Source organism: Salibaculum griseiflavum (genome assembly GCF_003129565.1).
Classification (GTDB): domain Bacteria; phylum Pseudomonadota; class Alphaproteobacteria; order Rhodobacterales; family Rhodobacteraceae; genus Salibaculum; species Salibaculum griseiflavum.
Map to the genome: position 1 here is coordinate 1 of NZ_QETF01000031.1, position 12,179 is coordinate 12,179.

12 protein-coding genes, 1 tRNA gene and 1 pseudogene are annotated in these 12,179 nt (G+C 64.6%); 9 read left to right on the forward strand and 5 right to left on the reverse strand.

Annotated features, from left to right (window positions below; genetic code table 11):
* The 3 genes and pseudogenes from DFK10_RS15950 to DFK10_RS15960 all read left to right on the forward strand — a co-directional run.
* A pseudogene (locus DFK10_RS15950) lies at positions 1-114 on the forward strand (IS5/IS1182 family transposase); the annotation flags it as partial.
* A gap of 32 nt (positions 115-146) precedes the next feature.
* Positions 147-620, forward strand: coding sequence for a fasciclin domain-containing protein (locus DFK10_RS15955; protein ID WP_109390028.1), 474 nt, complete (start codon positions 147-149; stop codon positions 618-620).
* A gap of 95 nt (positions 621-715) precedes the next feature.
* Positions 716-1,570: an MBL fold metallo-hydrolase gene (locus tag DFK10_RS15960; RefSeq protein ID WP_109390029.1), complete on the forward strand. Its 855-nt coding sequence runs from the start codon at positions 716-718 to the stop codon at positions 1,568-1,570.
* Positions 1,571-1,621: 51 nt separating this feature from the next.
* Here DFK10_RS15960 and clpB read toward each other — a convergent pair whose 3' ends face one another.
* Complete coding sequence (gene clpB, locus DFK10_RS15965) at positions 1,622-4,243, reverse strand: ATP-dependent chaperone ClpB (protein WP_109390030.1); 2,622 nt, start codon at positions 4,241-4,243, stop codon at positions 1,622-1,624.
* 287 nt (positions 4,244-4,530) lie between these two features.
* Entirely contained in the window at positions 4,531-5,256 is a 726-nt protein-coding gene (locus DFK10_RS15970; RefSeq protein WP_109390031.1) for a copper homeostasis protein CutC, read from the reverse strand.
* Positions 5,257-5,346: 90 nt separating this feature from the next.
* Here DFK10_RS15970 and pyrF point away from each other — a divergent pair, with 90 nt between their 5' ends.
* Positions 5,347-6,069, forward strand: coding sequence for an orotidine-5'-phosphate decarboxylase (gene pyrF, locus DFK10_RS15975; protein ID WP_109390032.1), 723 nt, complete (start codon positions 5,347-5,349; stop codon positions 6,067-6,069).
* A gap of 21 nt (positions 6,070-6,090) precedes the next feature.
* Here the strand turns inward: pyrF and DFK10_RS15980 are convergent, their stop codons facing one another.
* Entirely contained in the window at positions 6,091-6,366 is a 276-nt protein-coding gene (locus DFK10_RS15980; protein ID WP_109390033.1) for an NfeD family protein, read from the reverse strand.
* Positions 6,366-7,259: an SPFH domain-containing protein gene (locus tag DFK10_RS15985; RefSeq protein WP_109390034.1), complete on the reverse strand. Its 894-nt coding sequence runs from the start codon at positions 7,257-7,259 to the stop codon at positions 6,366-6,368. Before DFK10_RS15985 ends, DFK10_RS15980 begins: the two co-directional genes overlap by 1 nt.
* Positions 7,260-7,432: 173 nt before the next feature.
* On the opposite strand from DFK10_RS15985, the gene DFK10_RS15990 reads away from it, so the two are divergent.
* Together DFK10_RS15990 and DFK10_RS15995 are read left to right on the forward strand one after the other, a co-directional pair.
* Positions 7,433-8,686: a DNA polymerase IV gene (locus tag DFK10_RS15990; RefSeq protein ID WP_109390035.1), complete on the forward strand. Its 1,254-nt coding sequence runs from the start codon at positions 7,433-7,435 to the stop codon at positions 8,684-8,686.
* A 67-nt stretch (positions 8,687-8,753) separates the two neighbouring features.
* Positions 8,754-9,689 (forward strand): M23 family metallopeptidase, encoded by a 936-nt coding sequence (locus tag DFK10_RS15995; protein ID WP_109390036.1) that lies wholly within the window; start codon positions 8,754-8,756, stop codon positions 9,687-9,689.
* A gap of 4 nt (positions 9,690-9,693) precedes the next feature.
* Here the strand turns inward: DFK10_RS15995 and DFK10_RS16000 are convergent, their stop codons facing one another.
* Positions 9,694-10,557: an N-formylglutamate amidohydrolase gene (locus DFK10_RS16000; protein ID WP_109390037.1), complete on the reverse strand. Its 864-nt coding sequence runs from the start codon at positions 10,555-10,557 to the stop codon at positions 9,694-9,696.
* A gap of 146 nt (positions 10,558-10,703) precedes the next feature.
* On the opposite strand from DFK10_RS16000, the gene DFK10_RS16005 reads away from it, so the two are divergent.
* The 3 genes from DFK10_RS16005 (at position 10,704) to DFK10_RS16015 (ending at position 12,104) form a co-directional block, all read left to right on the forward strand.
* Positions 10,704-10,778, forward strand: a tRNA-Val gene (locus DFK10_RS16005).
* 73 nt (positions 10,779-10,851) lie between these two features.
* On the forward strand, positions 10,852-10,977 hold the full coding sequence (ykgO, locus tag DFK10_RS16010) for a type B 50S ribosomal protein L36 (protein ID WP_010141322.1): 126 nt from the start codon (positions 10,852-10,854) through the stop codon (positions 10,975-10,977).
* Between the two features lie 224 nt (positions 10,978-11,201).
* Positions 11,202-12,104 (forward strand): ABC transporter substrate-binding protein, encoded by a 903-nt coding sequence (locus tag DFK10_RS16015; RefSeq protein ID WP_109390038.1) that lies wholly within the window; start codon positions 11,202-11,204, stop codon positions 12,102-12,104.
* The last annotated feature ends 75 nt before the right edge of the window (positions 12,105-12,179 follow it).

Below are 12,179 nucleotides of genomic sequence, written 5' to 3' on the forward strand. Positions count from 1 at the left end.
ATCATGTTTGGTAGGTTGAAGGATTGGCGGCGTGTGGCAACCCGCTACGACAGGTGCCCGAAGGTCTTCCTGTCAGCCATCGCCCTCGCAGCACTCGTCATCTACTGGCTATGAGTCCTGACCCTAGAGTCAGAATGGAGAACACTATGCTTCGCCGTACCTTTATCGCAGCCACTGCCGCAACCACTCTCGCCACCGGCGCCTTCGCCGGCGGGCATTCGATGGACATCGTCGACACCGCCGTCGAAGCGGGCAACTTCACGACGCTCGTCGCAGCGGTCGAAGCCGCCGGGCTGGTCGAAACCCTGAAGGGCGATGGCCCGTTCACCGTCTTCGCACCCACCGACGAAGCCTTCGCCGCGCTGCCCGAGGGCACCGTCGAAGGCCTGCTGGAAGATACCGAGGCGCTGACCGCGATCCTCACCTACCACGTGGTCCCCGGCAAAGTGATGTCCGGTGACCTGTCCGACGGCATGATGGCCGCCACCGTGAACGGTGCCGAAGTCACCATCGGTGTGGGCGACGCCGTGACCGTGGATGGGGCGACCGTCACCGCCGCCGACATCGAGGCGTCGAACGGCGTGATCCACGTGATCGACAGCGTGATCATTCCCGAGTGATCCTGCGGACATGACACGGAAAGCCCCGCTTCGGTGGGGCTTTTCTTTTGCGCGGGTCTGGGCAAACCTGCCGGGGCAACGACGCAGGGGCCGAGATGACCGCGCAAATCACCATGATGGGGGTCAAGGGCGGCCCCGCGATCCGGCCCGGATCGCACATGCCCACATCGAACCTTGTCCGGATCGGCGGCAAGACCATCCTGGTGGATGCCGGGCTTGGCGCCACACGTGGCCTGTGCGATGCGGGGGTGCCGCTGACCGGGATCGACCTGATCCTGATCACCCACCTGCATTCCGATCATTACCTCGAGCTCGGCCCGCTTCTGCATACCGCCTGGGTCGCGGGGCTGAACCGTCCGGTGCCCGTGATCGGGCCATCAGGGCTGCGGGCCTATTGGGATGGGTTCCTGGATTCGATGGCCTTCGATGTGACCCTGCGGATCGCCGATGAGGGCCGCGTTCCACTGGCGCCATTGCTCGAAATCAACCGCTTGTCCAAAGGGGTCGTACACGAGGCGGAGGGGCTGACAATCCGGGCGATGCGCAACGTCCATCCTCCGATCAAGGAGAGCTACGCCCTGCGCTTTGAATGTGCTGGCGAAAGCATCGTGATCTCGGGCGACACGGCCTATATGCCGGAAATGGCCAAGTTCGCAGCCGGGGCCGATATCCTTGTTCACGAGGCCATGCTGATCGACGGGGTCGAGGCGCTGGTGGCCCGGATGACCAATGGTGACGCGCGGCTGCGCACTCATATTCTGCGCAGCCATACCAGCGCCGAGGATGTGGGCCGTATCGCCGCAGAGGCCGGTGTCGGGCAATTGGCACTGACCCACATGGTGCCCGATGGCGACCCTGATTTCACCGAAAGGCATTGGATCACCGAGGTCCGAAAACACTGGGCCGGCCCGCTGCATATCGGGCGCGACGGGATGGTCCTGACCGCCTGAAATGCGAAAGGCCCCGCCGTTCGGGCGGGGCCTTTGCCAAGTCAGCGACAATCAGTGGACGACGGCATCATCCGGCTTGGGGCGGTCGGTGCTGCCCAACCGTTCACCGACGATCAACCCGTCGGCCCCGGCACTCACCGGCACGGTATCACCATCCTTGATCTCGCCACCCAACAGCGCTTCGGCCAGCGGGTTTTGCAGGGCCGTCTGGATCACCCGCTTGAGCGGGCGCGCCCCGAAGACCGGATCATAGCCTTCATCGGCCAGCCACTTACGGGCGTCCTGGTCGAGTTCCAGCGAGATCTTGCGCGGGGCAAGCCGCTTCTGCAGGCGGGCCAGCTGAATATCGACGATCCCGTCCATATCCGTCCGGCTCAGCCGGTCGAAGACGATCATGTCGTCCAGGCGGTTCAGGAATTCGGGGCGGAAATGGGCCCGCACCGCATCCATCACGTCCTGCTTGGCCCGCGCGGCATCATCGCCCTCGCTCAGCGTGCTCAGCGCTTGCGACCCAAGGTTCGACGTCAGCACGATCAACGTCTGCTTGAAGTCCACCCGGCGGCCCTGGCCATCGGTCAGAATGCCATCGTCGAGCACCTGCAACAGTACGTTGAACACCTCGGGATGCGCCTTTTCGACCTCGTCGAACAGCACCACCTGGTAGGGGCGTCGGCGCACGGCCTCGGTCAGCACGCCGCCTTCGTCATAGCCGACATAACCCGGAGGCGCGCCGATCAGACGGGCGACCGAATGCTTCTCCATGAATTCGGACATGTCGATCCGAACCATGGCCTGGTCATCGTCGAACAGGTATTCGGCCAGCGCCTTGGTCAGCTCCGTCTTGCCAACGCCGGTCGGCCCGAGGAACAGGAACGACCCCAACGGACGGTTTTCGTCCTGCAGGCCCGCCCGCGCCCGGCGCACGGCATTCGACACCGCCGTGACGGCCTGGCGTTGGCCAATGACGCGTTTACCCAACTCCTCTTCCATCTTGAGCAGTTTCTCGCGCTCGCCTTCCAGCATCTTGGACATCGGGATGCCCGTCCAGCGCTCGACCACCGCGGCGATCTGTTCAGGGCGCACGGCCTCTTCCACCATCACGCCATCGGCTTCCTCGGCCCGTTCGGCCTCGGACAGCTGCTTCTCAAGCTGCGGGATGATGCCGTAGGACAGTTCCCCGGCCTTTTGCAGATTGCCCTCACGCTTGGCGATTTCCAGATCGGCACGGGCCCGGTCCAACTGTTCTTTCAGGTCACGGGCGCTTTCCAGCTTGTCCCGCTCGGACTGCCACTTGGCGGTCATCTCGGCACTGCGGTCCTGGAGATCAGCCAGTTCCTTTTCCAGCTTTTCCAGCCGGTCCTTGGAGGCCGTGTCATCCTCTTTCTTCAGCGCCTCGGCCTCGATCTGCAATTGCAGGATCTGACGGTCAAGCTGGTCCAGCTCTTCGGGCTTGGAATCCACTTCCATCCGCAACCGGCTGGCGGCCTCGTCCACAAGGTCGATGGCCTTGTCCGGCAGGAACCGGTCGGTGATATAGCGCGCCGACAGGGTCGCCGCCGAAACCAGCGCCGAGTCCGAGACCCGCACGCCGTGGTGCATCTCGTACTTTTCCTTGATGCCCCGCAGGATCGACACGGTGTCTTCGACCGTCGGCTCCTCGACCATGAGCGGCTGGAACCGGCGCGCCAGCGCCGCGTCCTTTTCAACGTATTTGCGGTATTCGTCCAAGGTCGTCGCACCGACACAGTGCAATTCGCCCCGGGCCAGAGCCGGCTTGATCAGGTTCGCGGCATCCATCGCGCCATCGGTCTTGCCCGCGCCCACAAGCGTGTGCATTTCGTCGATGAACAGGATGATTTCGCCCGCAGCCTCGGTGACCTCGGTCAGGACCGCCTTGAGCCGCTCCTCGAATTCACCGCGATATTTCGCCCCGGCGATCAGCGCGCCCATATCCAGCGCCAACAATTTCTTGTTGCGCAGGCTTTCCGGCACGTCGCCATTGACGATCCGCAGGGCAAGCCCCTCGGCAATCGCGGTTTTACCCACGCCGGGCTCGCCGATCAGGACCGGGTTGTTCTTGGTCCGACGGCTGAGCACCTGCATGGCGCGGCGAATTTCCTCGTCGCGGCCGATAATCGGGTCGATCTTGCCTTCGCGGGCACGTTCAGTCAGGTCCTGCGCGTATTTCTTGAGCGCGTCATAACCCTCTTCCGCGCTGGCAGTATCGGCGGTGCGGCCCTTGCGGATGTCCTCGACCGCGGCGTTCAGCGCCTGGGCGTTCACGGCACCCGCTTCCAACGCGGTCTTGGCCCCGGATTTCACCATGGCCAGCGCCATGAGCATCCGTTCCACCGGCACGAAACTGTCGCCCGCCTTCTGGGCGATCTTCTCGGCCTCGGCCAGCACTTTGCCGGTCGCACTGTCCAGGTAAACCTGCCCGGCATCGCCGGTCACTTTCGGCAGTTTCTCGACCGCAAGGTCGATGGCTTCCTGCACCCGCTTGGCGTTGCCGCCAGAGCGGTTGATAAGGTTGGCGGCCAACCCCTGGTCATCATCCATCAACGCTTTCAGAAGGTGTTCGGGCACCATCCGCTGATGGCTTTCCCGCATGGCGATCGTCTGGGCGGCCTGAATGAACCCCCGCGACCGCTCGGTGAACTTCTCCAAGTTCATGAGCTTTCTCCTTTATCAAGCACCCTTTGGCGGAACGCCCGACACGCGGCGCGCCCCTTTCTCGGGCCTCGCAAAAAAGATGGGAAGCGGATCGGCGTTTTCAAGCGGCGGCATTCTGCAAAAATTCCCCCGAACTTGCGCCTGGGGTCAGGTGGCCCGGCGCGGGCAAGTCTGCTAGTTCGGCCCCGTAGTGAGGGTTGTGTGATGTGCAAGACGAGTGAATGCCGGTCGTCGTCCGGCCTCAGTGAGAAAGCAAGGCGCCTGCTGGAAGCTCATGACAGGGCGGTTCAGGCTAACGCCGACAAGGCCGACGACAAAGTGCGGACATCCTCGACGGATGTGACCCGCAGCTGACTCGGGGCGAATCCGAGGTCGACCGCTTTCGGATCCTGCGGGACCGGCCGGCCGCAAGAGGCATGGATTTCGCGGATGCCGAGGCCTTTCACGAGCGCTGCCGCGTTCTCTGGCGTGATCCCGGCCCCCGGCATGATCGACACCGCCGTGCCGCCCGCCCGCACCATCTGTCTCAGCCGGTCCATGCCATCCACCGCCCGCACCGCGCCGCCAGAGGACAGTATGCGTCCGATACCCAGCCGGCGGGCCAGCTGCACGGCCTCGGCTGCATCCGGTGCCAGGTCCACCGCGCGGTGCAAGGTGATGTCCAGACCATCGGCCGCCACGACCATGCGGCTCAGCGCAGCCGCGTCCAATTTTCCGCCGGGATGGTTGGCGCCGATCACGACACCGGCCAACCCCCGTGCACGCACCTCCGCGATCTCTTCGCAGGCCATGTCGACCTCATCCTCGGTTAGAAGGAAATCCCCCGGCCGGGGCCGGATCATCACCATGACCGGCACCGCAACCTCTTGCGCGGCCTGCAACAGGCCCGGCCCCGGCGTCAGCCCGCCCAAGGCGAGGGCCGAACACAGCTCGATCCGGTCCGCACCCCCGGCCACGGCTGCATCCAGCCCCTCGATCGTGTCGATACAGACTTCCAGCAAGACCCGTTTCATGCGCACCCCCTGACCTGCCACGACACTTGCATCTTGACCTTTGAAGGGCCAGAGGTCAGGTCACCCGCCAAGCTAGGAAAGGAACACCGGATGAGCGCAGATGACCGCCTGATCGTCGCCATGGACGTGCCGAATGCGATCGAGGGGTTGCAGCTGGCCCAGACACTGGGCGACGCGGTGAATTTCTACAAGATCGGGCTGGGGATGCTGACCGGCGGCGGGCTGGCGCTGGCGAACGAGCTCAAGGACGAGCACGGCAAGCGCATTTTCCTCGATATGAAACTGTTCGATATCGGCGCCACGGTCGAGGCCGCGGTGCGCGGGCTGGCCCAGTTCGACCTCGATTTCCTGACCGTTCATGGCGACCCGCATGTCGTGCGCGCCGCCGCCGAGGGCAAGGGTGGCAAGGACATGAAAATCCTTGCCGTAACGATCCTGACCTCGCTGGACCGCGGCGACCTGGACGCCAGTTGCATCAAGGCGGGCGAGGTAACGGACCTGGTGCAGGAACGTGCCGGAATCGCCCTGTCGAACGGGGCAGATGGCGTCATCGCCAGCCCGCAGGAGGCCGCGCTGATCCGCGCCTTGCCCGAGGCCGAGGGCAAACTTATCGTCACACCCGGCGTGCGCCCGGCCGGGGCCGAGTTGGGTGACCAGAAACGGGTGACAACCCCGGCTCAGGCGATTGCCAGCGGGGCCGACCACGTGGTCGTGGGCCGCCCGGTCTGGCAAGCCGCCGACCCCCGCGCGGCGGCGCTGGCCATCACGGATGAATTGCGCTCACCACAGGCCATGTCCCCCAACGCCGGGTGACAGCGAAACGAAAATATCCGGTCAGTCGTTGATGTCGCGATCCCAGATCTTGACCTGGCCATTGCGGATTCCGAAGAACCGGCGCAGCGCGAGAAACGCCACCAGCGACAGAACGGCGAACACGACCAACGCCCAGGGCAGGCTGAACCCCGCAATCCCAAGGCCGATCATGGCACCCATGAAGAACGCGCCTATGGCGAAGCCGAGGAAGATGTAGCCGGGCGCGACAACCTCCAGGATGGCCAGCGCCACGGCGGCGGCCATCCAGACCCACCATTCATTGAACCAGTTTTCCATCAGCCGCGCCCCTTGAGCATCTTGAAGGCATTTCCGAAGGCCTCGATCGCATCGGCGGGCAAGACGATGGTGCTGTTGCCCTGCCCGGACGCCATGCCGTTGAGCGCCTCGACCTGTTTCAGGGCAACCTGGTATTGCGCCGCTTCAAGGCCATTGGCGGCAATGGCCTCGGCCACGACCTCGGTCGCATAGGCCTCGGCGTCGGCCTGCACCCGGCGAGCCTTGGCGGCCTGTTCGGCGCTGTAAAGCTCGGCATCGGCCTGAAGCTCGACCGCGCGCTTGCGGCCCTCGGCCTCGGTCACCTGGGCACGGCGCGCACGTTCGGCATTCAGCTGTTGCAACATCGCCTGCCGGGTCTGCGCATCGAGGTTCACGTCGAGGATCTCGGCACGGGTCACTTCCATGCCCCAATCGTCGACCTGGCTGACCAACTGGGTCTTGATCGCTTCGATCAGCGAGGCCCGGTTCGACTGCACCTGGTCCAGTTCGATCTTGCCGATCTCGGACCGCACGATGCCCGCCACGGTGGTCTGGATGGCGCCGTCCACGTCGCGAATGCGATAGACCGTCTTTTCGGGCTCGATGATGCGATAGAAGACGCTGGTTTCCACCTGCACCAGCACGTTGTCGGCGGTGATCGCGTCCTGGCTCATGGTCGGCAACTGGCGTTCCAGGATCGAGATCTTGTGCGCCACCCGATCCAGGAAGGGCACGATGAAATTGATACCCGGCCCCAGGACCGAGCGCAGCCGACCGAACCGTTCGACGACGAATTTCTCTGATTGGGGAACGATCTTGACGCCGGCGAGAACGCAGACAATCAGGAAGATCGCCAGCAGCACCAAGACGATGTTCCCACCAAGGAATTCAGTAACCATTTGCTCGATATCCATTCTTCGGCCTCGGATTCATTTTGCTTGGCTCTCTATAGGCCGTTCGATGAAGATTTTTTAGGGCAAACATCCTATGCGCGAAGAATTCTGCGCAGTGGTGCCTTCGGGACTCGCTCCAACTCGCCCCGAGATTCCCGCTAACACGCCGCCCCGAGGGCTGGTATTCTGACGCCATGCCAAGCCTGTGCCGAGACTGCCTGCACGATTTCGAGACCGCCGCCCGCTGCCCCCAATGCCGGTCGCCTCGGGTTCTGTCGCATCCGGAACTATTCGACCTGACCATCGCGCACATGGACTGCGACGCCTTCTATGCGAGTGTCGAGAAGCGGGACAATCCCGAACTGGAAGGCAAGCCCGTCATCATCGGCGGTGGCCGGCGCGGCGTCGTCTCGACCGCCTGCTATGTCGCGCGCATCAAGGGCGTCAAATCGGCCATGCCCATGTTCAAGGCGCTGCAACTCTGCCCGGAGGCCATCGTCGTGCGCGGACGCATGGACCGCTATGTCGAGGTGTCGAAACAGGTCCGCGCCCTGATGGATGAGCTGACCCCGGTGGTCGAACCCCTGTCGCTGGACGAGGCGTTCATGGACCTGACCGGCACGGCGCGCCTGCACGGCCACCCGCCCGCCGTGATGCTGGCGCGGCTGGTCAAACGGATGAAAGAGGAAATCGGAATCACCGGCTCCATCGGATTGTCTCACAACAAGTTCCTGGCCAAGGTGGCCAGCGACCTGGACAAGCCGCGCGGGTTCTCGGTGATCGGCAAGGCCGAAACGATGGACTTTCTGCGGCCCAGGCCCGTGCGGCTGATCTGGGGGATCGGCCCGGCGGCGCAAGACAGCCTTGACCGGGCCGGCATCCGAAGCTTCGACGATCTTCTGCGCTGGGACTTGCGCGATCTTCAGGACAGGTTCGGCGCGATGGGCGACCGGCTGTGGCACCTGGCCCGTGGTCAGGACGCGCGCCGGGTCAGCGCACACAGTCCGGTCAAGAGCCTGTCCAACGAGACGACCTTTGCCGAGGACACCGCCGATCCGGATATCCTCGACGGTCATATCTGGCGCATGGCCGAAAAGGTCAGCGCCCGGGCCAAGGCCAAGGACAAGGCCGGGCGCGTGGTCACGCTCAAGCTGAAACGCGCCAACCACAAGGGCCTGACCCGTCGCCAGAGCCTGCACCAGCCGACGCAGCTGGCCGACACGATCTATCGCACCGCTCGCGGCCTGTTTGAAGGTGCCGTCGGTGAGGGGCCGTTCCGCCTGCTGGGCGTTGGGATTTCCGAGCTTACCCCGGCCGCCGATGCCGACCGCGAGGGCGACCTGCTGGACCCGGACGCAGGCCGCCGCGCCGAGGCCGAGCGCGCCGTGGACCGAATCAAGGACCGGTTCGGCGCCGATGCGATCCTGAAGGGGCGGGCCTTGCGATAACGGGCCGGGGTTTGACGCGCCGAAGTGGCCCTTGCTAGGCAAGGGCCGCGATGGAAGGACAGACCCGATGGCACCAAAGACCCTCATGATCCTGTTGGGCGTCGTGCTTCCGCTGGCACTGCTGGCGTTGCACGCCTTTCTGCCGCACCGGTCGCGGGCCGGGTTGTGGCTGCGCGCACTGGCGCTCGGGATGCTGTTTCTGTTCTCGATGCTCTCGCTTGTCTGGCTCTTTCCGCCCTGGTGGACGCCCTATCTCTATCTGGCGCTCCTTGGGCTCGCGACGGTGTTCCGCATTTGGCGGGGGCCGCGCCCCTCTGGCGGGGCAGGGCGATGGATCGAGGGCATCATCGGTGCCGTCCTGCTGCTGGCGCTGTCGGTGATGACATGGCCCGGCCTGACTCAACGCACCCCGCCCGAGATCGCCATTGACCTGTCCCAGCCGCTAGGGCCAGGCCGCTACCTGGTGGTAAGCGGCGGTCCGTCCGAAGCGCTCAATGCCCATTACCTGACGCTGCAGGACGATCACCCCTATCGCGGTCAGAGCTTCGCTGTCGATATCGTGGGGACCGATGCATTCGGGCTCTATGCGCCCGGGATCGCGCCGGCGGATCCCGACGCCTACGCGATCTTCGGGAAGGATATTCTCGCCCCATGTGCCGGAACAGTGGCCCAGGCCCATGACGGAATGCCCGATATGCAAGTGCCGCAGATGGACCGAAGCCGGCTGGAAGGGAATCATGTTCTCATTCGGTGCGAGGGCACTGACCTGTTCGTCCTTCTGGCCCATATGGCGCAAGGGTCGGTCAGCGTGGCGTCCGGCGACACGGTCGCCGCCGGGCAACTGGTCGGGCGGGTCGGCAATTCGGGCAACAGCTCGACGCCGCATCTGCATCTCCACGTCCAGAGGGGCATGCCCGCGGATGCACCGCTTGGGGGCACCCCGGTCTTCTTCACGATCGAGGGCAAGCCGCCAATCCGCAATCAGCGCTTCAGCGTGAACTGACGGGTTACTCCGCCGCCATTGGCACGTCTGAGGACCGCCCGATATCCGCCAGCCGAGCGATCACGCGCCCCAGCGTCGCCTTGAAGGCCTCGAAATCAGGTTTCGGCTTGATTGTCGCTTCATCCATGTAGAGGGACCGGTCGATCTCGACCTGCACCGCGTGCCGGTGGCGCACGGGGCGGCCGTAGTGCTGGCAGATATAGGCCCCGGCAAAGGGCATGTTGCGCGCCACCTTGAACCCCGCTTCGGAAAATGCGGCTTCGACCTGTTCCACCACCGCCGAGGCCGCCGAGGCCCCGAACCGGTCACCCAGAACCACATCCGGGCGGGCACCGCCCGCCGGGCCGGTGCCTTCCAGCGCTTCGTGCGGCATGGAATGGCAGTCGATCAGGATCCCCTCGCCGAAGGTATTGACCGATTCATCCAGCAACGCCTGCAACTGGTCATGATAGGGCCGCCAGTAATCGCGGATACGGGCATGCGCCTCGGTCAGGGCGATCTTGCCGCTGTAGATCGGTCGCCCGTTCGACACCACGCGGGGGATGACCCCCAACCCCGAGGCGATACGCGGATTGTGGGCCGCGCGCCGCACCCCGCTGACCACCGCCGGGTCCAGCTCATCGAAGCCGCGATTGAGGTCGAGAAACGCCCGCGGCGCATTGGCGGCCAGAAGCGGTGCGCCATGCTCCACCGCCGAGGCGAACAGCTGATCGACAAAGGCGTCTTCCGACGACCGTACCTGCGCCTCGTTCAGGCAGGTTGCACGCATGAATGAGGCTGGATAGGCCCGCCCGCTATGGGGCGAAGCAAAAACAACGCTGGTCGTGCGACGGCCGGGGCGCGACAGGGTGTAGGCAGGGTGGGTCATGTGCTCTCCTCCCCCTATCCTAGCCCGTTTAAGGGAAATGCCAAAAGCCCTTGATCCCGGTTCCGACTCTTTATATAGACCGCGCTACCCGACGCGGTTCGCCCGCGTCCTATTTCGTTATGGGACGTGCGAATGGCTGACGGTAAGGGCGATTAGCTCAGTGGTAGAGCACTTCGTTGACATCGAAGGGGTCACTAGTTCGAACCTAGTATCGCCCACCACGGAACACCGCGCCGCATGGCGCAGAACGCAACCCAAGGCGCATCGCCGCGCCGCGACAGAAGGATACGCGCCATGAAGGTTCGCAACTCCCTCCGCTCGCTCAAGCAGCGTCATCGCGATTGCCGCGTCGTGCGCCGCAAGGGCCGGGTCTATGTCATCAACAAGACCCAGCGTCGTTTCAAGGCCCGCCAGGGCTGAGTTACGTCAAGATCGACAGGACAAAGGCCGCGCCCCGGATGGGACGCGGCCTTTCTCTTTTCGGGCGACGTCATGCAGGGGTCATCCTGAAATGGCATGACATGCGGCAGGGCCAAATGGGTGCCGGCATCACGGCGCCCGAGAAACGGCCATTTCCCCCTAGCGCCGGCCCAGCCTGGCGGACTAGGCTGAGCTGGAAATCGTCAATGTACAAGGAACTCCCGATGTTCAGATCGACCCCCCTTCTTGCCGCTGGCATGTTGAGCCTCGCCGCGACCGGCGCATATGCCCAAGACAGCAACCTATGCGGCGGGGTCGGGGCCAATGGACAGTGGCTGGGCGGGGACGAGGCAAGCTCGGATCTCTCGCGGTCGGCCGACTACCTGGAACAGATGGCGCTCGTGCTGTTGCGCAACGAATACGTGGCGCTGTTCACCATGTCGGAGCCCGGCGAGGTCCGGATCGAGGCCGAGGGGCGCGGCTCTGGCGATACGGTGATCGACCTGCGCGATGCGGCCGGCAATCTGGTGATCTCGGACGACGATTCCGGCGGCAACGGCGCCAGCCGGGCCGAGACCTTTCTGGACTCGGGCACCTATTGCGTGTCTTTGCGCAGCTTCGACGGATCCCCGCTCACCGGCTTCGTCCGGGTCGGGCGGCCCGAACATGCCGCACTGACCGCCGGCTTCGGCGCCACCTCGATGCCAGCCGGCGGCGAATGCGACCTGTCACGGGCCGCACCGATCACCCTGGGCCAGCCTGTCACGCGTTCGGTCGACGACACGCCGTTCTACAGCCTGGTGCTGGACCAGCCCACGGCGATTTCCCTGACGGCCGAGAACCCGGATGCTGACCCGGTGCTCGCGCTCTACGACGGACAGGGCAACTGGCTGGCCGAGAATGACGATTTCGACGGGCTCAACAGCCGTATCGACATGGCCGACCCGCTGGCGCCGGGGCAGTATTGCGTGGCGCTGCGGGCCCTTTCTGACAGCGGCCTGCCGATCACCACGACCGCAAAGGTCTACGATCCCGAAGAGGTGATGACGAACCTCTACGCCCGGGGCGAGGCCGCACCGGGGAATGTCCCGCTTGATGTTGAAACTTGCCTGAGTGGCGCAGCTTGATGCGAGGTTATGCGGCGTCCTTGATCTGGTCAAGCTGGTCCTTTTGGCGGTGGTCGATAAGGGCCTGCTTTAGGA